Raw genomic sequence first — 22,147 nt, 5'->3', positions numbered from 1 at the left:
ACGCCGCGCCGGAGACCCTTGCCATGATGACCGCCATCTTCGTCTTCATCAAATGCGAGCTGGGCCACGCCAACGATGTGGCGGCCGACATCGTCGACAATGTCGAGCATGTGTCCGAATGCTATTCGACCTCGGGCCAGTATGACCTGCTGGCCAAATTCAGCCTGCCTAAGGACATGGACATCGGAACCTTCGTGACGAAATCGGTCCAGACCCGGCCGCACATCCGCGACACCTTCACCGTCATCACCTTCTCGCCCTTCACGCCCAGCCGCTGAGGGTTCGTCCCTGACGCTGCGTCAGGCGGAATCGCTGCTAGGGTGCGGGGCATGAGCGAACTGGACGATTTCCGCACCGAAACCCGCGCCTGGCTGGAGGCCAACTGTCCGCCCGAATGCCGCGGCCCGGCCGATGAGGGCGCCGCCATCTGGGGCGGGCGCAACGCCGTCTTCAAGACGCCCGCGCACAGGCTGTGGCTGGACCGGATGGCCGCGCGCGGCTGGACGGCGCCGGAATGGCCGACCGAATACGGCGGCGGGGGCCTGAGCCGCGAACAGGCCAAGGTGCTGGCGTCCGAGCTGCGCCGCATCCAGGCCCAGCCGGCGTTGAACAGTTTCGGCGTCTGGATGCTGGGCCCGGCCCTGCTGCAGTTCGGGACCGAGGAACAGAAGCAGCGTTTCCTGCCCGAAATCGTGCGCGGCGAAATCCGCTGGTGCCAGGGCTATTCCGAACCCGGCGCGGGATCGGACCTGGCCTCCATCCAGACCCGGGCCGAAGATCGCGGCGACCACTGGATCGTCAATGGCCAGAAGATCTGGACCTCCTACGCCGACAAGGCCGACTGGATCTTCTGCCTGGTCCGCACCGACCCCCAGGCGCCCAAGCATCTGGGCATCAGCTTTGTCCTGTTCGACATGGCCACGCCGGGGGTGACGACCCGGCCAATCACCCTGATTTCCGGCAAGTCGCCCTTCTGCGAGACCTTCTTCGACGATGTGCGGGTGGAAAAAGCGAACCTTGTGGGCGCCCTGAACCGCGGCTGGGACGTGGCCAAACACTTGCTGGCCCACGAACGCACCATGATCGGCGCCATGGGCGAGGTCGGGGCCGGCCGGCCGGTGGGCCAGGTCGCGGCCGACCATATCGGCCTGGACGAGACGGGCCGGCTGGACGACCCCATGCTGCGCGCCCGTATCGCCGAGCTGGAGATCGACGCCGCCGCCTTCCGTCTGGCCATGGAGCGGGTGGGCGATCAGGTGAAGGCCAGTCAGGCCCATCCGGCCATCGCCTCCATGCTGAAATACTATGGGTCCGAGCTGAACAAGCGCCGCCATGAACTGCTGATGGCGGCCGGCGGGCACGAGGCGCTGGAGTGGGAGGGCGAACGGTCGCGCGACGGCGTCATGGCCCGCGACTGGCTGCGCACCAAGGCCAATTCCATCGAAGGCGGGACCAGCGAGGTTCAGCTGAACATCATCGCCAAGCATCTGCTGCAACTGCCGGGAGCCTGAGCCGATGCCCCTGATCCTGACCGAAGAACAGACGATGCTTCAGCAGGCCGCCGACGGCTTTTTGAACGAACAGGCGCCCATCGCCCACCTGCGCCAACTGCGCGACGACCGCGATCCTGAGGGCGTGTCGCGCGACCTGTGGCGGGCGTTCGGCGACATGGGCTTCGCCGGCGTCCTGATCCCCGAGGCGCACGGCGGCATGGGCCTGGGCGCCGTCGAGGCGGGGGTGATCGCCGAAAGCCTGGGGCGCGCCCTGACGCCCTCGCCCTTCTTCGGCACGGCGGTGCTGGCGGCGCGGACGCTGGCGGCGGGATCGGAAGACCAGCGGGCGGAATGGCTGCCGCGCATGGCGGCGGGTCAGGCCATCGTGTCCCTGGCGCTGGATGAGGGCGCCAAGCATCGGCCCGACCGCATCGCCACGACCGCCGAACGTGCCGGCAACGGCTTCACCCTGAAGGGGGCCAAGGCCATGGTGCTGGACGGCCATGTGGCCGACGCCCTGATCGTGGCGGCGCGGACGGATGAGGGGACCACCCTGTTTCTGGTCGATCCGAAGGCGGCGGGGGTGATGGTCGAGCGCACGGTCATGGTCGACGCCCACAACGCCGCGCGGGTGATGCTGGCCGACGTCGCGGTCGACGCCGATGCCGTTGTGGGACCGGTGGGCGGGGGCGACGCCGTTCTGGAAGGCGTGCTGACGCTGGGCCGCGCCTGCGCCGCCTCAAGTCTGGTCGGCGCCGGAGATCAGGCGTTCAGGATCACCCTGGACTATCTGCGCACCCGCCAGCAGTTCGGCAAATTGATCGGCGAATTCCAGGCCTTGCAGCACCGCGCCGCCCATCTGTTCAGCGAGATCGAGATCGCCCGCGCCGCTGCGCTGGCCGCGCTTCAGGCCGTGGATGCAGGCCGCGACGACGCGCCCATGGCCGCCTCGGTCGCCAAGGCCAAGGCCGGGCGCACGGCCGAACTGGCGGTGCAGGAAGGGGTCCAGATGCACGGCGGCGTCGGCATGACCGACGAGTTCGACATCGGCCTTTTCATGAAGCGGGTCCGCGTTCTGAACGAGACCCTGGGCGATGCGGGCTTCCACACCGAGCGGCTGGCGCGGGCGCAGGGTTTCTGAGGGAACTGCGCGGTTTGACCTTGCTCAATCCTGCGTCCGACAGGGTGACGCTGGCGCGCGCGGTCGCTAAACCTCCCGCAACGGGAGAAACGCACATGACGACGCGAACCAATGCGCCGCGCTACCTGACCGGTTTCGGCAATCATTTCGCCACCGAGGCGGCGCCGGGCGCCCTGCCCGAAGGGCGCAATTCGCCCCAGCGGGCGCCGATGGGCCTGTATGCGGAGCAGCTGTCGGGCACCGCCTTCACCGCCCCGCGCAGCGAGAACCGCCGCAGCTGGCTTTACCGCCTGCGCCCCTCGGCCCAGCACGGTCCCTATCGCCCGTTCGATCAACGGGGGGTCCGCTCCGGCCCGTTCGACGAGACGCCGCCCAACCCCAACCGCATGCGCTGGGATCCGCTGCCCCTGCCGGGCGAGCCGACCGACTGGGTCGAGGGGCTGGTCACCTATGGCGGCAACGGCGACCCGGACGCGGGGGGCGGATCGGGCATCCACATGTACGCCGCCAACCGGTCGATGACCGACCGGGTCTTCTATTGCGCCGACGGCGAACTGCTGATCGTGCCGCAGCAGGGGGCGCATCGCTTCGTCACCGAGTTCGGCCTGATCGAGGCGGCGCCAGGCCACATCGTCGTCATTCCGCGCGGGGTGCGCTTCCGGGTCGAGCTGGACGGGCCGATTCGCGGCTATGTATGCGAAAACTACGGCGCGCCCTTCCGCCTGCCCGACCTGGGGCCGATCGGCTCGAACGGCCTGGCCAATCCGCGCGATTTCGAAACCCCGGTCGCCGCCTTCGAGGATGTGGATCGCCCGACCGAATGCGTCCAGAAATACGGCGGCAAGCTGTGGGCGACCACGTTTGACCACAGCCCGCTGGACGTCGTGGCCTGGCACGGCAATCTGGTCCCCTATCGCTATGACACCGCCCGGTTCAACACCATCGGCACCGTCAGCTATGACCACCCGGACCCGTCGATCTTCACCGTCCTGACCAGCCCGTCGGACACTCCGGGCACGGCCAATATCGACTTCGTCATCTTCCCGCCGCGCTGGATGGTGGCCGAGAACACCTTCCGTCCGCCGTGGTTCCACCGCAACGTCATGAGCGAGTTCATGGGCCTGGTGTTCGGCGAATACGACGCCAAGGAAGGGGGCGGCTTCGCCCCCGGCGGCGCGTCGCTGCACAACCGCATGAGCGGCCACGGCCCGGACCAGACCAGCTATGACAACGCCATCAAGGCGGAGCTGAAGCCGGTCAAGATCGACAAGACCCTGGCCTTCATGTTCGAGACCCGCATGCCCATCCGCACCACCGCCTGGGCGGAAGGGTCGCCGACGATGCAGCTGGACTATGACGACGTCTGGACCGGTTTCGACAAGGGGCAGGTCCAGCCGTGATCCGCACCCTGGCTCTGGTCGGCGCCTTGGCGCTGGCGTCCTGCGCGCCCGCGCCGGTCACGGACGAGACGCCCGGCGCGACCCAGACCCTGACCGCCGCCGAATGCACGGCGCGGGGTGGCCAGATGCGGCCTGTAGGGCGGATGCAGAGCGTGCGCTGCGTCCTGCGTTACGCCGACGCCGGCAAGCGCTGCACCGACGGCGCCCAGTGTCAGGGCGACTGCCGCGTCGAGGGCGAGGCGACCGCGCGCGAAGGCGATGCCGTCGTGGGCCGTTGTCAGATCGAGAACGTGCGTTTCGGCTGTTTCACCACCATCGCCAACGGCCGGGCCCAGGCGACCCTGTGCATCGACTAGGCTGAGGCTCATCGCGGGCTTGCCCCCGCGCGCCGCAGTTGCGAGGGGAGGCGCATGGGGATCGCCGACCTGCCTTTGTCCGACCTGCTGATGCTGGCCGCCGCCATGATCGGGGCGGGGCTGTTCGCCGGTGTGATCGCGGGCCTGTTCGGGGTCGGCGGCGGCACGGTGATCGTGCCGGTGCTGTTTTACGCGTTCGAGATGCTGGGCGTCGGCGGACCGGCCAATCTACATGTCGCGGTCGGCAGTTCGCTTCTGACCATCGTCGGAACCTCGTGGCGGTCGCTGGCGGCGCACCGGCGCCATGGGGCGGTGGACGAGGCGGTGCTGCGCGCCTGGACGCCCTGGGTCGGCTCCGGCGCCCTGGTCGGGGCCGCCATCGCCGGCGTGGCCTCGATGCAGGGTTTAGCCGTCGTCTATGGGGTCTGCCTGGCCGGGATCGGGCTTCAGATCGGCCTGACGCCCGAGGGCAAGACCCTGTGGCGCGGCCTGCCCACCGGCTGGGCGCGGCGCATCGTCGGCGGAACCATCGGCGCCCTGTCGGCCATGATGGGCATCGGCGGCGGCAGTTTCGGCGGGGCCATGATGACCCTGTGCGGGCGGCCCATCCATCAGGCGGTGGCCACCGGATCGGGCTTTGGCATCGCCATCGGTTCGGCGGCGACCCTGGGGTTCGTCGTGTTCGGCTGGGATGCGGCGGGGCGGCCGCCGCTGTCGCTGGGCTACGTCAATCTGCCGGCGGCGGCGATCCTGGGGGTGGTCACGACGCTGGCGGCGCCGTGGGGCGCGCGGCTGGCGCACCGGCTGGACCGGCGGGTGCTGAAGCGGATCTTCGCCGCCTATATGATCCTGACCGCCCTGTCGGTGGTGGTGAAGGCGCTGTAGCTCAGGGTCGCAGCGTCAGGCCCGTGGGTGTCGCCTCGAAGGCCGACAGCCGGCCCAGATAGCTCATGCCGAGAAGCGAATGCGGCAGGCCATCCTTTAGCACCAGGGCCTCGACCCCCTGAACCTGGGCGCGGCCGACCGACACCCGGTCCAGACGCACCGGCGCGGCCGGAACAGGGCCGGAGGCGGTGCGCACCGTCTGGGTGAAGTCCGCCTCGTTCGGGCGCAGGCCCAGGCGCGCGGCGTCGTCCAGCGTCAGGGCCACCACCGTGGCGCCGGTGTCGATCATCACCCGCACGGCGCGGCCGTCGATGTCGGCTTCGGTCCAGAAATGGCCGTCCGCGGCCTTGACCACCTGGGCGGCCGATCCGCGCGCGGGCGCAGGATCAACAGGGGCGGCCACGACCACCGCCGCCTGGGCTTCGCCCGGCCCGGCCAGGCGGTTCAGCCAGAAGGCCGCGCTCAGAGAGGCGGCCAGCGCCAAGCCGACCACGGCGACGGAAGAGGCGGCGAGACGGATCATTCAACCCACGCTTCACGCGGGCGCCTTTTGCGCCCAGGCCCCGATCCTTAGCGCCCGGCCGTTGGGATGCGGTGAAACGACGTGGTTGACGAAACCTCAACTGCGCCCGGCGGGGTCCGCGCGCTCGGCCCGGCCGGGCAGTTCGGCCATGACGGCGGCGCGTTCGGCGTCGGTCATCCGGCTCCAGGTTCCGATCTCCTGCAGGGTGCGCCAGCAGCCCAGACACAGGCCCGATGCGCCGTCCACGACGCACACCTGGACGCACGGAGTGGCGATGGCGCGTGGCGGAGAGGAAGAACTCAAGATGACGACCTTGCGAAAAACGATCCGATACCGGAACAAAAAACTTGCAATCCGCAGCCGGGTGCGGTACGTTCACCATGACGCGAAACGACTATGAGGGTGAAACCCCCGAACAGCACGACGTGTCTCTTTTCATTCGATTGCGAAAGGAGACGCCAAGAATGAACAACAAGGAGCGCAACCTCCAGCACGCCATGATGTCCTTCGCCCTGTGGGGCGGGATGCTGGTGAACACGAAACAGACGAACAACAGCCGGGTGGTCAGCCATCCGTCCAACTTCGTCCCCATCGACATCAAGAAGCGGCGCTGAAGGCCCCCACCGCGCGCGCCCGTAAGGCGAGCGTCAGGGGCCATACCCTATCGTCCCCTCAAGCAGCGCGCGCCCGCGGCGCAAGCGTTAGGGGTGACAAAGTCCCGCCTGCATCTTGATCCTCAACGCCCCGGCCCCGAAAAGGCCGGGGTTTTGCATTTCGGGAGCATGGGTATGGGCCGACTGATCCGGCGCGAGCGGCGCGGGGGCGTCGAAATCTGGACCCTGGATCGGGCCGAGCGATTGAACGCCCTGCCGGACCTGGGCGACGAGGCGGATTTCGTCGCCGCCGCCGAGGCGGTGAACGCCGACATGGATGTGCGCTGCGTGGTGATGACCGGGGCGGGGCGGGCCTTTTCGGCCGGTGGCGACCTGAAGGCCATGCGCGACAAGACCGGCCTGTTCGCCGGGACCGAGGATCAGATCCGCGAGAACTACAAGGCCGTGGTCCACGGCATCGTGCGGGCGCTGTACGGGCTGGAGGTTCCGCTGATCGCGGCCGTCAACGGCCCGGCCATGGGGCTGGGGTGCGATATCGCGGGCCTGGCCGACATCCGCATCGCCTCGGACCGCGCGGTCTTCGGCTTGCCGTTCCTGAAGCTGGGCCTGGTTCCGGGCGACGGCGGCGGCTGGATCACGCCGCGATACGCCGGCTACGCCCGCGCCGCCGAAATGCTGTTCACCGCGCGCACGGTGGACGCCGCCACCGCCGCCGACTGGGGCATGGTCAGCCGCGTGGTTCCGCACGAGACGCTGATGGACGAGGCCCTGTCGCTGGCCGATCAGATCGCGGTCCAGCCGGCCCAGGCCCTGCGTATGACCAAGAGCCTGCTGCGCCTGGGCCGCGAGGCGCCGATGGACCAGGTGCTGGACGCCACCGCCGCCCTCCAGGCCCGCGCCCATCTCAGCGCCGACCACGCCGAAGGCGTCGCCGCCGCCCTGGAGAAACGCGCGCCGCGGTTCGGGGGTTAGGTCGGCGCCCGGGGCCGCAGTCCCATCGTCAGACCCAGCATGGCCAGGCACATCAGCGACGAGACGGCCAGCGCCGTCTGCACAGACATATCCAGCACCAGCGCATAGGCCGCCGGCGCCGCCGCCTGGAGATATCGGGCCGGGGTCAGCAACAGCGCCTGTCGGACGGCGTAGCGGTCGGGGCCGAACACATGCAGCGGCAGAACGCCCGAGGCCACCGACAACAGGCCGTTGCCCGCCCCCTGTCCCGCCGCCAGCAGAGGCGCCAGCCTGGCCCCGCCCAAAAGGGCCGCCACGGCGCCCAGCGGATGCAGAAGACTGGCCAGCCGCAAGGTCAGGACCGGATGGCTGCGATGCAGGAACACCAGATCGACCAGCCGCGCGCCGATGGCGCACGCCGCCATCAGTCCCGCCGCCCAGGCGGCCGGTCCCGCCGCCAGCCCCAACAGGTTCAGCACGCGCGGCAGATGCGCCCCCATGGCGGTCGAGACCATCCAGGCCAGGGCGAAGATGGCGGCGATCTGGACCATGGCTCGGTCCCACGCCACGGGCGCGGCCGGCGGCGTCTCGGCTGGGCGGGGCCCGGTCGCCGGCCTTCGCGGCAGCACCGTCAGCGTCAGCGGCAGGCAGACCGCCAGATGCGCCCCGGCCCAGAACAGGCAGGCCAGTCGCCAGTCCCCCGCCTCGATCAGCGCGCGGCTGGCGGGCCAGCCCAGGCCCCCGCCCAAAGCGCCGATCAGGGAAACGGCGGTGATGCCGCGCCGCGCCTCGCGGCCCTTCTGTTCCACCACGAGGGCGAAGGCCGTGCCGTAAAGCCCCGTTCCCATGCAGACGCCCAGAAGGGCGATGCCCAGCCACAGCATGGCCACCCCGGTCGCCGCCGCCAGGATCGCCAAGGCCAGGGCGAAGGACAGGTGGGCGAAGGCCAGAACGGACCGCCCCCCATGCCGCTCGATCGCCGCGCCCGCAAAGGGTGTCAGAACGGCGGAAATCAGGAAGGCGGCGGACAGGGCGGTATAGAGGACGGCGGGGGCGACCGCCGCCGATCGCGCCATCGGGTCGGCGGTCACTCCCAGCAGATAGTAGCTGGAGGCGAAGGCGACCATCTGGCCCAGCCCCAGCACCGGAATGAACAGGCGGTCTTTCATCTCCGGCTCTTCCGCGCATTGCCGCCGGATTCAAAGCAACATATCCGAGGGGCCATGTGCGAAAAACTCACAATCGGACGGCGGCTGCCGTCTCTGAACGGCCTGCGCGCCTTCGAAGCGATGGGGCGGTTGGGGTCGGCCACGCGGGCATCGGTCGAACTGGGGGTGACGCCGAGCGCGGTCAGCCGGCAGGTCCAGGCGTTGTCGGTCGCGCTGGGCGTGCGCCTGTTCGATGGGCCGCGTCACGCCCTGACGCTTACGCCGGAGGGGCGGCGTCTTCTGGAGGGGCTGACGGCCGGTCTGGACACCCTGGCCGGCGCGGTGCGATCGGTGCGCGTCGATCCAGAGGCGACCGTGGCGGTGCACGCCAGCCTGGCGGTCAAATGGCTGATCCCACGCCTGGGGGATTTTGAACGGCGCCACTCGGACCTGACCCTGCATCTGCGGGACCTGCCGGTGACGGCCATGCGTCAGCGCGAGGCCGATCTGGTGGTGCGCTTCCTGGACAGGCCGCAGATGGATCAAGCGGGCGTCCAGCAACTGGCCCCCAACCATATCGGCCTGGTCGTCCGTCCCGACCAGCAAGACAGAATGGACGAACTGCCGCGTCTTTCGACGTCCAGCCACCTGCGGGGATGGCGCGACTGGGAGGCCCTATCCGGCCGCAGCGTCCCGGGGCGAGGGGAGCGAACCCTGTCGCATCTGCACTATGTGCTGGACGCGGCCGTGACAGGTCTGGGCGTCGCCGTCCTGCCGTGGATCCTGGTGTCGGACGCCGTGGAGAAGGGCGAACTGGCCGCGCCGTTCGGCTTCGTCGCCGACGGTGGCGGTCTGGCGGCGGTGAGCATGAGCGACCAACCGGCGCATCCGGTGCGGACGGTGGGTCTCTGGCTGAAGGCGCAGGCGGCGGCGACCGCCGCCCGCGTTCCGTTACAGACCTAGACCGATTTCGCTCTAGTTGCGCGTCGGCGGGGTCTGCATGGCGCGGTCGGGGCCGACGCCGGGGCTGGTGGTGCGCGGGGCGCCCGCCGCCTTGCCCGGCTTCATGAATTTCACCAGCACCCGCTGACCGATCAGCAGCGGCGCGTCGCCGGCGGAAACCACCACCTCGACCACCCGCTCGTCAGAGCGCTGGCTGGGGTCGTCAGAAGCCAGCTTGCGGGCGCCGAACACCGCCGCGCGGCGCAGGACGGCGCCGACATAGACCTTGCTGGGGTCGCCTTCGGGCTGGATCTCGACCGCCTGGCCGACGTTGATGTTGGGGATGTCGCTTTCCACGATCTCGGCGCGGACGATGCGCGGGGCGTCCGGCTCCAGGTCGAACATGGTCGAGACGTTCAGGGTCGAGGCGCCGGCGCCGGGGTTGGCGTAGCGGCGCACGATCCGGCCGCTCATGGGCGCGCGGATGACCGTCAGCTCCAGATTGTAGGCCGCCTCGTTCTGGCGGGCGCGGGCGGTCTGGACGCTGGCCTGCTGGGACGCCAGCCGGGCCTGGGCCGTGGCCACGGCGTCGCGGGCCTGGTCGATGCGCTGGGCGGCGACGAAGTTGGAATCCACCAGCCGTTGCAGGCGCTCCAGCTCGCGCTGGGCGGTGTTGATGTCGACGCGGATGGCCGACAGCTGGCTTTCGGCCTGGGCCACCTCGGCGCTGGCGCGTTGCAGGGCCAGGCGCGGCTCATCGTCTTCCTGGCGGGCCAGGATCTGGCCGGCGACGACGCGGTCGCCTTCCTGCACCAGCACTTCGCGCACCACGCCGCCGCGTCTGGCCGCGATCTGGATGATGCCGCCCTCGACGTCGGTCTTGCCGTTGGCCACGGCCGCATAGGGGCTTTCGACCTTGGCGGCGGCGGCCTTTTCGGCCTCTTTTTTCTTGGCGGCGTTCTGGCCCTGGACGACCTGGAAGCCGACCAGCAGGACGATGATCAGCCCCAGGCCGATCCAGGTCCATTTGTTCTTCAGAAAGGCGGGCATGGCGGAATCCTAAGGGCGTATCAGTGGGCCGCGAAGGCGGCGTCGGGGTTGGGGGTGCGGCGCTGGTCGTCGGTGATGACGCCGTCCTCGATATGGATCACCCGGTCGGCCCAGGCCTCCAGGCGCGGGTCGTGGGTCACGCAGATGACGGCGGCGCCGTGTTCGGTGGCGGCCCGGCGCAGCAGGCGGATGACCACCTGGCCGTTCTCGCCGTCCAGGGCCGACGTCGGTTCGTCGGCGAACAGGATCTGGGGGTCCTTGGCCAGGGCGCGGGCGATGGCCACGCGCTGTTTCTCGCCGCCCGACAGGGCCGCCGGCCGCTGGTGCAGGCGATGGCCCAGACCGACTTCCTCCAGCGCCAGGGCGGCGCGCTTACGGGCCTTGTCGGGGCTCAGGCCCTGGAATTTCAGCACCGTCTCGACCTGTTGCAGCGCGGTCAGGGCGGGGAACAGGTTGAAGCCCTGGAAGATGAAGCCGCAGTGCTCCAGCCGGAACCGGTCGATGCGGCCATTCGACAGCTTCCACAGATTGTCGACGTCCAGGATGTCGACCCGGCCTTCCTCGGGCCGCAGCAGGCCCGACAGGGCCGCGATTAGCGTGGACTTGCCCGAGCCGGACGGTCCCATGACCATGGTCAGGTCGCCGTGGCGGGCGTCGAAATCCACGCCCTTCAGAACCTCGACGAAGCTCTTGCCCGACTTGAACCGCTTGACCAGGCCCTTGGCCTCGATGGCGAAGTCGCCGTGCTTTCCGTGCGATTTGGTATGGCTCATCGCAGCAGGTCCGCAGGTTGGCTGTTTTTCAGGACGCCCATCGACAGCAGGCCCGACATCATGGCGATGACGATCAGGCCGCCGCCCACCACGATCAGCAGGCTGAGGGGCAGGGCGATGATGACCGCATTGGCCATGGCCAGCAGCGACACCAGCCAGGTCAGCAGGATGGCCGCGCCCACGCCGACCACCCCGACCCAGAAGCTCAGCTCCAGCACGATGCGGTTCAGCGATCCCATGCCGACGCCGAGGGCCCGCAGGGACGCGAACTCCTTGATGTTGGCCATGATGGCGCCGCGCAGCGTCTGCCAGGTGATGGCCACGCCGATGATGGTGCCCAGAACCACGCAGCCGCCGATGATGATGACCAGGATGCCTTCTTCGAACATGGCGCTGGCGTTGGCGTCGGCCAGGCCCTGGCGGGTCCAGGCCTTCCATTGGCCGTTGCCCATGGCGTTCAGCTGGGCCGCCACGATCTCGGCGCGGGCGGGATCCTTCAACTTGACCATCAGCGGGCCGACGCGCGGGCCGGTGTCGGCCTGACCCAGCATGCGCAGGGTGTCGCGCGACATGATGACGGTCGACTGCATCATGTTGGGATAGCCGCGGGTCACGCCGACCACGGTCACGGTCTGGCCGTTGTACAGCGCCCGGTCGCCCAGCTTGACGCCCAGTTTGGGCAGGGCCGTCTCGTCGACCGCGACCGTATAGGGCTGGCGCAGCGCCTCGACCAGTTCGGGCGAATAGTCGGTGGGGATGGTGACCGATCCGGGCGTGGTGTCGATGACCATCGACTGCACATACTGCTGGCGCGGGGCGCCCTGACGCGCGCGGTCGGCCTGGCTCATGGTCGGATCCACGTTCTTGACCGACTGGAAGCTGCCGCCGGCGCCGTCTAGGGGCTGAACCTCGACCACTTCGGGGTGGTTATAGACCAGGGGGATGAAGCGCCGCGGCACGCCCGACGGCCCGCCCATCAGACTCTTGGCGCCGGGCTGCATCACCATGACGTCGGCGCCCGAGCGTTCGATGGTGGCGGTGAAGCCCTTGCCGATGCCGATGAAGACGCCGGTCATGGCCAGCACCAGCAGGCCCGAGAGGGCCAGCGCCATCACGGCCGCCATATAGCGCCGCCATTCAAACAGCAGGGTGGACAGGGCCAGGGACATGGACAGGGGCGCTCAGGCGGAGAAGATGGAGCGTTATCTGACCGCCACGACGTTTTCGGCCAAGTTAAATCGGGGTAAGTCGATTACCGATTTGCAATCCTTGGACGGGCGTATCGGGCTGGACGGCGCGGCGCCCGGGCCGCTAGCTGTCCGGCGACGGACCGGCCGCGGTCCGGCGTTGGATGCCTGAATGACCCTGCGACCCTTATTAGGCCGGCTGCTTGCCGCGGCGATCCTGCTGCCGGGCGTCGCCGCGCGCGCCGAAGAGGGGATGTGGCCGTTCGAACAGGCGCCCTTGGGCCGGATCAACGCCGACTATGGTCTGGCGCTGGATCAGGCGTGGCTGGACGGGCTGCGGGCGGCGGCGGTGCGTCTGAACGGCTGTTCGGGTTCGGTGGTGTCGGGCCAGGGGCTGGTGCTGACCAACGCCCACTGCGTGGCGGACTGTCTTCAGAACCTAGCCGACGCCGGCGAAATCGAACACGCCGACGGCTTCACCGAGGCCACGCGCGAAGAGGAGGCGGTCTGTCCTGGTCAGAGGGCCGACATCCTGGTGGAGACGCGCGATGTCACCGAGGCGATCCAGGCGGCCGGGCGCGACCTGGTCGGGGCCGAACGGCTGAACGCCCGGCGCCGGGTCGAGCAGACGATGATCGAACAGGCGTGCGCCGGCGACGAACGCCATTTCTGCCAAGTGGTGCGCTTCCACCATGGCGGCCGTTATGTGCTTTACCGGTATCGCGTCTATCGCGATGTGCGTCTGGTGTTCACGCCCGAGCCGTCGGTGTCGGGTTTCGGGGGCGACCCGGACAATTTCAACTTCCCCCGCTATGCGCTCGATTTCGCCTTCCTGCGTCTGTACGAGGACGGCCGTCCGGCCGTGACGCCCGATCGTCTGGCGTGGAATCCGCGCGGCCCGCGCGAAGGCCAGCCGGTCTTCGTCGCCGGCAGTCCCGCCTGGACCCAGCGCCAGCTGACGGCGGCCCAGCTGGAACGGATGCGCGATCAGGTGCTGCCGACCCTGACCAACCATCTGTCCGAGGCGCGGGGCCGCCTGTTGCAGTATGCCGAGGCCGATCCCGACCAGGCCGCCGCCGTCGCGGGTCCGCTGGCGGGGGTCGAAAACAACTACAAGGTCTATCGCGGCCAGCTGGACGCCCTGCTGGACGGCGCCCTGATCGCGACCCGACGCGACGAAGAGGCCGCCCTGCGCCAGGCGGGCGCTCTGGCGGGCGTCGAAGACGGGCCGGACGCCGAAGACCCTTGGGCCGTCATCGCCCGCGCCGAGGCGGCGGCCCGCGATCTTTACGCCCCCTATCGCCAACTGGAGGCGGGGGCCGGCGCCGGGTCGTCGCTTTACGCCTATGCCCGCGCCATCGTCCGGTCGGTGACCGAGGGCGCCAAGCCCGAGGCCGAACGCCGCCCCGGCTACAGCGACCGCGACCGCGCCCGCCTGGCCGCCCGCCTGGGCGCCCCGCGCGCGTTCCAGCCGGATATCGACCGGCTCTATCTGACCTATTGGCTGCTGAAGACGCGCGAAGCCCTGAGCGTCGACGATCCGAACGTCCAGGCCCTGCTGGGCGACGAAAGCCCCCAGGCGCTGGCCGAGAGACTGGTGCAGGGAACAGGCCTGTATGACGCCGAAACCCGCACGGCGCTTCTGGCCATGACGCCCGAGGAACTGGCGGCCTCGGGCGATCCGATGATCGCCTTCGTCCTGGCCAATGACATGCCCGCCCAGCTGGCGCGCGCCCAATGGGAGCTGGCGGTCGAGGCGCCGACCGTGCCGGCCCAGGAGCGCATCGCCCGCGCCCGTTTCGCCGTGCATGGCGACGACATCTATCCCGACGCCACCTTCACCCTGCGTCTGTCCTGGGGGCGGGTGCAGGGATGGACCGAGCGTCGGCGCGACGTGCCCGCCTTCACCGATGTCGCGGGCCTGTATGACCGGGCCACCGGCGCCGATCCGTTCCGTCTGCCCGACAGCTGGGTCCAGGCCCGGGAGGCGCTGTCGCCGGACACGCCCTTCGTCTTCGTCAGCACCAATGACATCACCGGCGGCAACTCCGGCTCTCCGGTCGTGGATTCGCGCGGTCAGCTGGTCGGGGTGGCCTTCGACGGCAATCGTCACGCCATCGCCGGCGCCTTCGCCTATGACGGCGCCCGCAACCGGACCGTCAGCCTGACCACCACGGTGATGACCGAGGCCCTGCGCCGCGTCTATGGCCGCACAGATCTGCTGAAGGAACTGGGTCAGCGCTGAACCCGAGCGGTTGACCCGCCGGGCGCGACGGGGGCAGGTTGCGGCCCGCAAGATCATACCCCCGCCGTCTGTTCGGAGAGCGTTCCCATGCGTCACAACACCCTGATCCTGGCTGCCGTCTCGGCCACCGTGGCCGCGGCCATGGCCGCCGGCCAGGCCCGCGCCGAAGAAGGCATGTGGACGCTGGACAACTTCCCCATCGCCCGCGCCAACCAGATGCTGGGGACCAATATCAACCAGGGCTTCCTGGATCGGGTGCAGCTGAGCGCGGCCAAGTTCGGCGGTTGTTCGGCCGGCTTCGTCTCGGGCCAGGGGCTGGTGCTGACCAACAACCACTGCGTCGAAAGCTGCGTCGCCAATCTGTCGACCCAGGCGACCAACTATACCGAGACCGGCTTCACCCCCCGCACCCGCGAGGAAGAGCTGCAATGCCCCGGCGCCTCGGTCGAGGTGCTGACCGGCATCGACGATGTGACGGCGCGGATGCAGGGCGCGGGTCAGGGCCAGACCGGCCTGGCCTTCACCCAGGCCCGCGACGCTGAGGCGGGCCGCATCGAGCGCGAGGCCTGCGGCGACGATCGCGGCAAACGCTGCCAGGTGGTGACCCTGTATCGTGGCGGCCAGTTCAAACTCTATACCTACAAACGCTATTCCGACGTGCGCCTGGCCTTCGCGCCCGAGAATGCGGCGGCGGCCTTCGGCGGCGATCCGTACAATTTCAGCTTCCCGCGCTTCTCCATCGATGCGGCCTTCGTGCGCGTCTATGAGGACGGCCGCCCGGCGGTGACGCCCAACCACTTCACCTGGAAGGCCGACCGCCCGGTCGAGGGCACGCCCGTCTTCGTCGTCGGCACGCCCGGCGCCACCCAGCGCCTGTTGACCCAGGACCAGCTGGCCAGCATCCGCGACGTCTTCCTGCCGCTGGACCAGATCATCAGCTCCGAACTGCGCGGCCGCATGATCCGCTTCTCCGAGGAAAGCGACGAGAACGCCTTCATCGCCTTCGATCCGTTGGGCGGGGTCGAGAACACCTTCAAGCGCGGCATGGGCCGGATGAAGGCCCTGATCGATCCCGGTTTCATCGGCCAGCGCGAACGGGCCGAGGCCGACTTCCGCGCCCGCGTCGCCGCCGATCCGGCCCTGGCTGCGCGCATCGGCGACCCCTGGGCCGACCTGTCGGCGGTCCAGGACGACTATCGCGAACTGTTCCCCGCCTATCACATGCTGGAGACACGGGCCGGCGGCGGCTCGGCCCTGTTCGGCTGGGCGCGCACCCTGGTCCGCGGCGCCCAGGAACGGGCCAAACCCTCAGAAGAGCGTCTGTCCGAGTTCGCCGACAGCCGTCTGCGCGCGGTCGAGACCGGCCTGACCGCCAACCGGCCCAGCTATCCGGCCCTGAACCAGCTGCAGCTGGAATGGTGGATGTCCAAGACGCGCGAACTGCTGACCGCCGACGATCCGCGCGTCGAGGCCCTGCTGGGCGCCGAATCGCCGGAAGCCCTGTCGGCCCGCCTGGTCGCCGGCACGCGCCTGGCCGATCCGGCGGTGCGCCGCGCTCTGTGGGAAGGCGGGCTTGAGGCCATCCAGGCGTCGGACGATCCGCTGATCCAGTATGTCCTGGCCATCCAGCCGCCGACGCGCGAGATCCGGTCCCAGTGGGACGAGCGGGTGCAGGGGCCGACCGACCGCGCGTCCGAAACCCTGGCCGCCGCCCGCTTCGCCGCCTATGGCGACACCGTCTATCCCGACGCCACCGGCACCCTGCGGGTCTCCTACGGCCTGATCGAAGGTTCGGACGTGCCGGGCCAGAGGTTCGGCGCCTTCACCACCTTCGCCGGCCTGTGGAGCCGCGCCACCGGCGCCCCGCCGTTCCAGGCCGCGCCGCGCCTGCTGGCGGCCAAGGACCGGATCGATCCCGACACGGTGCTGAACATGGCGGTGTCGTCCGACACCATCGGCGGCTCGTCCGGTTCGCCCGTCATCACCGAGCGGATGGAGATCCTGGGGGCGAATTTCGACTCCACCGTCATGAGCCAGCGCAACGCCTATGGCTATGACCGCGACGTCAACCGCAGCGTGATCGTGACCACGGCGGCTGTGACGGCCGCCCTGCGCGACGTCTATGGCATGGAGCGACTGGTGCAGGAGCTGGGGGCCGACTGACCGCCCGCTTCATCCCCTTGCATTCCCGGCGTCAGCCCATCTGGCGCCGGGCCTCGCGGAAATACTGCACCCCGGTCCAGACGGTGATGACGGCCGCCACCCACACCAGGCCGTAGGCGAAGGTCGAAAAGGCGTTCAGCCAGTCCAGGCTGAAGCCGAAGCCGTCCCACAAAAGCACCAGTTGCAGCGCGCCCAGGGCCACCATCTGCAGCGTGGTCTTCCATTTGGCCAGCAGGGTGACCGGCAGCTTGACCGACCCGGCCACCGTCTCGCGCAGGGCCGAGACCGCGAATTCGCGGAACAGGATCAGGCCGCAAGGAATGGCCGCCTGCGGCACCGAGCCCCAGGCCAGCACCCCCAGGATGGCGCCGGTAATCAGCACCTTGTCCGCAATCGGGTCCAGAATGGCGCCCCAGCGCGTGGTCGCCCCCCACCGCCGCGCCAGGAAGCCATCGACCCAGTCGGTCGAGGCGGCGATGACGAAGATGATGAAGGCGTTGCGTCCCAGCCGGAACTGATCGTCCGGCGACAGATACTGCGACAGCAGCGGTATCCCCTGCGGCGCCGCGCCCGCCAGGATCAGGAACATCACGATCCCCGCGATCAGCCGCAGGCCGGTCAGGATGTTGGGCAGGGGATTGGCGTGCGGATTGGGGGTCATCGGGGGCTCCCGCTCGAGGTTTCCAGCACGGACGCCAGCAGCGGATGCAGCGTCTCGGCGAAGGGGTTGGCGACGGTCGTTCCGCGATAGACGAAACCGTCCTGCAAGTCTTCGGACAACAACAGCGCACACCCCGCCGAAGCGGCCGTGGCCAGGATCATGGCGTCCCATATCTGCAAGCCGCTGGTTTCCGCCAGCATCAGGGCGTCACCGAAATCCGTGGTCGTGCTGGGCGCAAGCTCCAGCGCCGTGGCCCAACTCCGCACGACCTGGGCGGCGACCGGCGCCGGATGCGCCCCCTTGCGGCGCAGGACATTGTAAAGCTCGCCCGCCACCTGTTGCGGCAGGACCAGCGCCGCGCCGGACAGGGTCTCAAGCATTCCCAGCGCCCGGTCGCGCCGGCGGGCGTCATCGATGCCGGCCGCATAGGCCAGGACGTTGGTGTCCAGTGCGATTCTCACTCGTAACCGTCGTCGCGGTTCACGCGGCCGGCGTTCCGCACAGGCAAGGACGCCAGGGTCTCCAGCAGGGCGCGCATCCGCTGGCGCCGTTCTGCGGCCGTCTCGCCGACCGGCTGAACCGGCGTCATCCGCATGACGGGCTTGCCCCGCGAGGTGACGACATAGGATTCGCCGCCCGCGATTTCGCCCATCAGGCGCGAGAACTCACGATTGGCGTCGGTCGCTGAGATGGTGCGTTCCATCTCCACAATGTAGTGGATTTCACTACTTTTCGCAAATCAGTCCAGCGGCTGGAACCGCTCGGCCTCGGTCAGGGCGGTCAGGGCGCCGTCGGCGATGCCGAAATGCAGGCCCGACAGGCGCAGTTTTCCAGCCGCCTCGCGCTCGGCGATCCAGGGGAAGGTGCGCAGGTTCTCGATCGACAGCCGCACCACCGCCTCTTCCGATGCCCGTTCGATGTCGGCCGGGAAGGTCTCGCAGGCCCGGCGCACGACCTCGGCGCCCTGTTCGACCCAGGGGCCGACGAAGTCGCGGCAACTGTCGGGGGCGCCCGTGCGCATGGCGTTGACGCCGCCGCAATAGGCGTGGCCCATGACCACGATCCGCTGGACCTCCAGCACCTTGACCCCGAACTCCAGCGCCGCCGACACCCCGTGCAGATGACCGTCTGGCTGATAGGGCGGCACCAGGTTGGCGACATTGCGCACCACGAACAGCTGGCCCGGCGCGGCGTCGAAGATCAGGGCGGGGTCGGCGCGGCTGTCTGAACAGGCGACGATCAGGGTGTGCGGCTTCTGTCCGGCCGCCAGGGCCTCATACTCGGCGCGCGCTTCGGGCCAGCGGTCCTGGCGAAAGCGGTGATAGCCGGTCAGCAGGGGATCGTTCGGTCCTTGGGGCATGGCGGGTGTCTAGCCTGATTTCCTTATGACGCGCACCTGAGGATCGCATCGACAGTTTCCGTCAGCGGCGCGGCGCGCGCATTGGCCGTAACGCTTGGCGCATGGAATGGATCATGCGCGGCATCGGGGCCTTCTACGTCTTCTGCGGCGTGATCCTGATCCGTCAGGCGATCATCAACTGGCGGCTGGAGCGGATCTTCGGCGCCTTTCTGGAGACGCCGCGAGCCGAAAAGGCGGCGGATGTCATGCTGACGATCATCGCCGTCCTTGTGCCGATCTCGGGTCTGGGGTTGCTGACGCTGCATCCCTATGCGGTCCCTGCCGTCCTGGCCTGCTGGGCCATGCAGGCCGTCTATCTTCTGTGGGCCAACCGCTGGCATCGCCCGGTCGAGCCGGAGCTGATCAAGCTGCGGCGCCAGACGACCAACGCCTTCTTCGTCTATACGGCCGTCACCCTGATGACCCTGTGGGGCCTGCGGGCGGGCCTGTTCGCCTAGACGATTCCGCGTTCGCGAAGCGCCGCGACGTCCAGCCCCAGGGCGCCCAGAACCGTCTCGGTGTCCTGGCCCAGCGCCGGCGGGGCGGCAGGGTGCACGCACGGCGCGCCATCCATGCGGATTGGCGAGGCGACGGTGCGGATGGGGGCGTCCAGGTCGGGCCGCGTCTGCTCGACCGTCAGGCCGCGATGCAGGGCCTGGGGCTCGGCGAACACCTGATCAATGGTGTTGACCGGCCCGCACGGCACGCCTGCCGCCTCCAGCATCGCCATCAGCTCGGCCATGGTCAGCGGTTGGGTCAGGGCCGCCAGCAGGGGCGTCATCAGGGTGCGGTTGCGCACACGCTGGGCATTGGTCTCGAACCGGGCGTCGGTTCCCAGCGCGGCCTGGCCCAGGGCGGCGCACAGGGCGCGGAACTGGCCGTCGTTGCCCACCGCGATCACCACCGCTCCGTCGGAACAGGCGAAGGGCTGATAGGGCGACAGGTTCGGATGCGCGTTGCCCAGCCGCGTCGGAACCTGGCCGCTGACGAACCAGTTCGTCGCCTGATTGGCCAGCATGGCCGCCTGAACGTCGAACAGGGCGATGTCCAGATGCGCGCCCCGGCCCGTCGCCCGCGCCTGCATCAGGGCCGCCAGAATGGCGTTCGATGCGTAAAGGCCGGTGAACAGGTCCGCCACCGCCACCCCCACCTTCATCGGCTCGTCGCCGGGCGCGCCAGCGGGCTGTCCGGTGACCGACATCAGGCCGCCCATGGCCTGGATCATGTAATCGTATCCGGCCCGGTGCGCGTCCGGCCCGTCCTGGCCGAAGCCGGTGATGGAGCAATAGACCAGGGCCGGATTGACCGCCGACAGTCCGGCGTAGTCCAGGCCGTATTTGCTTAAGCCCCCGACCTTGAAATTCTCGACCACCACATGACTGTCGGCGGCCAGGCGGCGGATGATGTCGGCGCCTTCGGGGGCGGCCATGTCGACCGTCACCGATCGCTTGCCCCGGTTGGCGGCCATGAAATAGGCCGCGTCGCCGCGCCCCCCATCCGTCGTGGTGGTGAAGGGCGGGCCCCACAGGCGGGTGTCGTCGCCGGCGCCGGGCCGTTCGATCTTGATCACCTCGGCGCCCAGGTCGGCCAGGGCCTGTGTCGCCCATGGCCCTGCCAGCACACGCGACAGGTCCAGCACCCGCACCCCGGCCAGAGGCCGGTTCAGGACAGGTCCGCTCACGGCGCCAGATCCGCCGGCAGGGTCTGGCTGGCCAGCAGACGCTGCATGGTCGCCCAGTGATCCGGCCCCTGCCGCTCGACCCAGTCGCGCACCATGTCGCGCCCCAGGCCATAGTTGATGACATAGCTGCGATAGGTCTCGATGAAGCTCAGCCGCTGGGTCGCCCGCGCCCGGTCCGACAGGCCATAGGTCTGCAGCCGGTTCAGCGTCTCTTCGCGATCCACCCGGCCCGACAGGAAGTCGTCGGCGATGACGTATTCGGCCCGCTTCAGCCGGTCGGTCAGGGCCAGAAGGCGCAGGCCGTCCTGGGCCGTCGCCGGGTCCAGCCCCGCCAGCGGATACAGCACCCGCGCCTCGTATTCAGCGCGCTCGGCGCCGGGGAAGGCCAGGTCGATGCCATAGTTGGCGCTGCCTTCGGCGATCAGGCTCATGGGCGAAAACAGCGGATAGACGCTCATCTCGACCCAGCCCTTTTCGCGCACGAAGGTCTGTTCCAACAGGGCGTTATAGACGTGGTGGCCGGGGTATCCCTCGTGGCACCCCAGATCGACGGCCCGGTCGATGTAGATGGGCAGGTCGGTGTTGATCTGGATCAGGCTGTTGGCGTCGCCCTTGTAGTAATTATAGCCCGACCACGGCTTGTCGGTGACGAACTCCAGGGTGAACCGCTCATGGGCGGGCAGGGGGATGCGGCGCGCCGTGCGGGCGCGGCATTCGGCCATGGCGGTGCGCATCACCTCATCCAGCCGGTCCTTGGGAATGACATAACGGGCGCGCAGGGCCGCCACCCGCTCGTTCAGCGGCCCCTGGCCAGGAACCAGGGCGTCCAGCTCCGCCAGCACGGGATCGAAACTGCTCAGCGGCGGCAGGTCCGGCCGCACCCCGAACAGGGCCTCGGCCTCATCGGCGAAACCCATCCGCTCGCCCCCGATCATGCGCAGGCGGGCGGCGGCGGCCGACACATGGGCCATCAGATACTGCCGCCGCTGTCGGCTTTCGGCGTCCAGCCCCGCCTCGGGCACGGCCTGAAGGCGTTGGGTCAGGGCCTGCGCCGCCTGGCCCAGATCGGCGACCGACCGGGGGTTGGCCTTGGCCGCCGCGGCCCATTCCGGCGGGCCGTAATAGGCGTCGACATAGCCGTCTTCATGCTCGCCGATCTCCAGGATCAGCCCGACATAGTCGCGCGCGATGGCGTCCAGCCCGTCGGGCGTGGCGGCCGCGCGGGGCGTGGCGGCGCAGGCCGCCAGCAGCATCACCACACTCAGAACCAGGGCGCGCATCGGCCTCTCCTCACATCGCTCCAGACGGCATGACGCTTAAGCCCCGCCGCCCTGCCCGCCAAGTCCGGCCCGGCCGAGATGGAGGAAGACGGTGGGGGATTGAGACGCCGCCGCCCATGCTGTAGAGGCCATGCCTCGCCCGCCAGGGCCGACCGCACCCGTAGCTCAGCTGGATAGAGCGTTGCCCTCCGAAGGCAAAGGTCACACGTTCGAATCGTGTCGGGTGCGCCATTTCTCCGCGGTCTTGTCCTGATT

General features: G+C 69.3%; 24 protein-coding genes and 1 tRNA gene. 13 read left to right on the top strand and 12 right to left on the bottom strand.

Annotated features, from left to right (window positions below):
* Nucleotides 1-23: 23 nt before the first annotated feature.
* The 6 genes from Q0581_RS12140 to Q0581_RS12115 all read left to right on the top strand — a co-directional run bounded on the left by Q0581_RS12140 (nt 24) and on the right by Q0581_RS12115 (nt 5,275).
* Nucleotides 24-278 (top strand): Lrp/AsnC ligand binding domain-containing protein, encoded by a 255-nt coding sequence (locus Q0581_RS12140; RefSeq protein WP_298700625.1) that lies wholly within the window; start codon nt 24-26, stop codon nt 276-278.
* A gap of 51 nt (nt 279-329) precedes the next feature.
* On the top strand, nt 330-1,511 hold the full coding sequence (locus Q0581_RS12135; RefSeq protein ID WP_298700623.1) for an acyl-CoA dehydrogenase family protein: 1,182 nt from the start codon (nt 330-332) through the stop codon (nt 1,509-1,511).
* Between the two features lie 4 nt (nt 1,512-1,515).
* Nucleotides 1,516-2,634: an acyl-CoA dehydrogenase family protein gene (locus Q0581_RS12130; RefSeq protein WP_298700622.1), complete on the top strand. Its 1,119-nt coding sequence runs from the start codon at nt 1,516-1,518 to the stop codon at nt 2,632-2,634.
* Between the two features lie 95 nt (nt 2,635-2,729).
* Nucleotides 2,730-4,034 (top strand): homogentisate 1,2-dioxygenase, encoded by a 1,305-nt coding sequence (hmgA, locus tag Q0581_RS12125; protein ID WP_298700620.1) that lies wholly within the window; start codon nt 2,730-2,732, stop codon nt 4,032-4,034.
* Nucleotides 4,031-4,390, top strand: coding sequence for a hypothetical protein (locus tag Q0581_RS12120; RefSeq protein WP_298700619.1), 360 nt, complete (start codon nt 4,031-4,033; stop codon nt 4,388-4,390). The genes hmgA and Q0581_RS12120 overlap by 4 nt, the downstream gene beginning before the upstream one ends.
* 54 nt (nt 4,391-4,444) lie before the next feature.
* Complete coding sequence (locus Q0581_RS12115; RefSeq protein WP_298700618.1) at nt 4,445-5,275, top strand: sulfite exporter TauE/SafE family protein; 831 nt, start codon at nt 4,445-4,447, stop codon at nt 5,273-5,275.
* Nucleotide 5,276: 1 nt separating this feature from the next.
* On the opposite strand, the gene Q0581_RS12110 is transcribed toward Q0581_RS12115, so the two are convergent.
* Nucleotides 5,277-5,798 carry a TIGR02281 family clan AA aspartic protease gene (locus Q0581_RS12110; RefSeq protein ID WP_298700617.1) on the bottom strand — a complete coding sequence of 174 codons (522 nt, stop codon included), beginning with the start codon at nt 5,796-5,798 and terminating at the stop codon, nt 5,277-5,279.
* Between the two features lie 96 nt (nt 5,799-5,894).
* On the bottom strand, nt 5,895-6,104 hold the full coding sequence (locus tag Q0581_RS12105) for a DUF1289 domain-containing protein (protein WP_298700906.1): 210 nt from the start codon (nt 6,102-6,104) through the stop codon (nt 5,895-5,897).
* 158 nt (nt 6,105-6,262) lie between these two features.
* On the opposite strand from Q0581_RS12105, the gene Q0581_RS12100 reads away from it, so the two are divergent.
* Both Q0581_RS12100 and Q0581_RS12095 read left to right on the top strand, forming a co-directional pair.
* Entirely contained in the window at nt 6,263-6,412 is a 150-nt protein-coding gene (locus tag Q0581_RS12100) for a hypothetical protein (protein ID WP_298700614.1), read from the top strand.
* 174 nt (nt 6,413-6,586) lie between these two features.
* A complete protein-coding gene (locus Q0581_RS12095) occupies nt 6,587-7,384 on the top strand; it encodes an enoyl-CoA hydratase-related protein (protein WP_298700613.1) in 798 nt (265 codons plus the stop codon).
* Here the strand turns inward: Q0581_RS12095 and Q0581_RS12090 are convergent.
* Nucleotides 7,381-8,532, bottom strand: coding sequence for an MFS transporter (locus Q0581_RS12090; RefSeq protein WP_298700612.1), 1,152 nt, complete (start codon nt 8,530-8,532; stop codon nt 7,381-7,383). The two genes, Q0581_RS12095 and Q0581_RS12090, sit on opposite strands and share 4 nt — an antisense overlap.
* A gap of 54 nt (nt 8,533-8,586) precedes the next feature.
* Here Q0581_RS12090 and Q0581_RS12085 point away from each other — a divergent pair, with 54 nt between their 5' ends.
* On the top strand, nt 8,587-9,474 hold the full coding sequence (locus Q0581_RS12085) for a LysR substrate-binding domain-containing protein (RefSeq protein WP_298700611.1): 888 nt from the start codon (nt 8,587-8,589) through the stop codon (nt 9,472-9,474).
* 12 nt (nt 9,475-9,486) lie between these two features.
* On the opposite strand, the gene Q0581_RS12080 is transcribed toward Q0581_RS12085, so the two are convergent.
* Genes Q0581_RS12080 through Q0581_RS12070 form a run of 3 tightly spaced genes read right to left on the bottom strand, consistent with a single transcriptional unit; the run spans nt 9,487 to nt 12,445 of the window.
* Nucleotides 9,487-10,503 carry an HlyD family efflux transporter periplasmic adaptor subunit gene (locus tag Q0581_RS12080; RefSeq protein WP_298700610.1) on the bottom strand — a complete coding sequence of 339 codons (1,017 nt, stop codon included), beginning with the start codon at nt 10,501-10,503 and terminating at the stop codon, nt 9,487-9,489.
* Nucleotides 10,504-10,523: 20 nt separating this feature from the next.
* On the bottom strand, nt 10,524-11,276 hold the full coding sequence (locus Q0581_RS12075) for an ABC transporter ATP-binding protein (protein WP_298700609.1): 753 nt from the start codon (nt 11,274-11,276) through the stop codon (nt 10,524-10,526).
* Nucleotides 11,273-12,445, bottom strand: coding sequence for an ABC transporter permease (locus Q0581_RS12070; protein ID WP_298700607.1), 1,173 nt, complete (start codon nt 12,443-12,445; stop codon nt 11,273-11,275). Before Q0581_RS12070 ends, Q0581_RS12075 begins: the two co-directional genes overlap by 4 nt.
* A gap of 190 nt (nt 12,446-12,635) precedes the next feature.
* Here Q0581_RS12070 and Q0581_RS12065 point away from each other — a divergent pair, with 190 nt between their 5' ends.
* Both Q0581_RS12065 and Q0581_RS12060 read left to right on the top strand, forming a co-directional pair.
* A complete protein-coding gene (locus tag Q0581_RS12065) occupies nt 12,636-14,708 on the top strand; it encodes a S46 family peptidase (protein ID WP_298700606.1) in 2,073 nt (690 codons plus the stop codon).
* An 87-nt stretch (nt 14,709-14,795) separates the two neighbouring features.
* Nucleotides 14,796-16,871: a S46 family peptidase gene (locus Q0581_RS12060; RefSeq protein WP_298700604.1), complete on the top strand. Its 2,076-nt coding sequence runs from the start codon at nt 14,796-14,798 to the stop codon at nt 16,869-16,871.
* A 31-nt stretch (nt 16,872-16,902) separates the two neighbouring features.
* Here Q0581_RS12060 and pgsA read toward each other — a convergent pair whose 3' ends face one another.
* Genes pgsA through Q0581_RS12040 form a run of 4 tightly spaced genes read right to left on the bottom strand, consistent with a single transcriptional unit; the run spans nt 16,903 to nt 18,892 of the window.
* The gene (gene pgsA / locus Q0581_RS12055; RefSeq protein WP_298700602.1) at nt 16,903-17,532 is read right to left on the bottom strand and encodes a CDP-diacylglycerol--glycerol-3-phosphate 3-phosphatidyltransferase; all 630 of its coding nucleotides are present in this window, start codon (nt 17,530-17,532) and stop codon (nt 16,903-16,905) included.
* On the bottom strand, nt 17,529-17,993 hold the full coding sequence (locus Q0581_RS12050) for a PIN domain-containing protein (protein WP_298700600.1): 465 nt from the start codon (nt 17,991-17,993) through the stop codon (nt 17,529-17,531). Before Q0581_RS12050 ends, pgsA begins: the two co-directional genes overlap by 4 nt.
* Nucleotides 17,990-18,235, bottom strand: coding sequence for a type II toxin-antitoxin system prevent-host-death family antitoxin (locus Q0581_RS12045; protein WP_298700599.1), 246 nt, complete (start codon nt 18,233-18,235; stop codon nt 17,990-17,992). Before Q0581_RS12045 ends, Q0581_RS12050 begins: the two co-directional genes overlap by 4 nt.
* A gap of 36 nt (nt 18,236-18,271) precedes the next feature.
* On the bottom strand, nt 18,272-18,892 hold the full coding sequence (locus Q0581_RS12040; protein ID WP_298700597.1) for a carbonic anhydrase: 621 nt from the start codon (nt 18,890-18,892) through the stop codon (nt 18,272-18,274).
* A 113-nt stretch (nt 18,893-19,005) separates the two neighbouring features.
* On the opposite strand from Q0581_RS12040, the gene Q0581_RS12035 reads away from it, so the two are divergent.
* Nucleotides 19,006-19,389 (top strand): hypothetical protein, encoded by a 384-nt coding sequence (locus tag Q0581_RS12035; protein ID WP_298700596.1) that lies wholly within the window; start codon nt 19,006-19,008, stop codon nt 19,387-19,389.
* Here the strand turns inward: Q0581_RS12035 and Q0581_RS12030 are convergent.
* Both Q0581_RS12030 and Q0581_RS12025 read right to left on the bottom strand, forming a co-directional pair.
* Nucleotides 19,386-20,612, bottom strand: a complete 1,227-nt coding sequence (locus Q0581_RS12030) for a CoA transferase (protein ID WP_298700595.1) — start codon at nt 20,610-20,612, stop codon at nt 19,386-19,388. The two genes, Q0581_RS12035 and Q0581_RS12030, sit on opposite strands and share 4 nt — an antisense overlap.
* Entirely contained in the window at nt 20,609-21,892 is a 1,284-nt protein-coding gene (locus Q0581_RS12025) for a hypothetical protein (protein ID WP_298700593.1), read from the bottom strand. The genes Q0581_RS12030 and Q0581_RS12025 overlap by 4 nt, the downstream gene beginning before the upstream one ends.
* A gap of 154 nt (nt 21,893-22,046) precedes the next feature.
* On the opposite strand from Q0581_RS12025, the gene Q0581_RS12020 reads away from it, so the two are divergent.
* Nucleotides 22,047-22,123: transfer RNA gene (locus Q0581_RS12020), tRNA-Arg, on the top strand.
* Nucleotides 22,124-22,147: the final 24 nt, after the last annotated feature.

This window comes from uncultured Brevundimonas sp. (assembly GCF_937863155.1).
GTDB lineage: Bacteria > Pseudomonadota > Alphaproteobacteria > Caulobacterales > Caulobacteraceae > Brevundimonas.
This window is presented reverse-complemented; position numbering and strand designations above follow the sequence as displayed.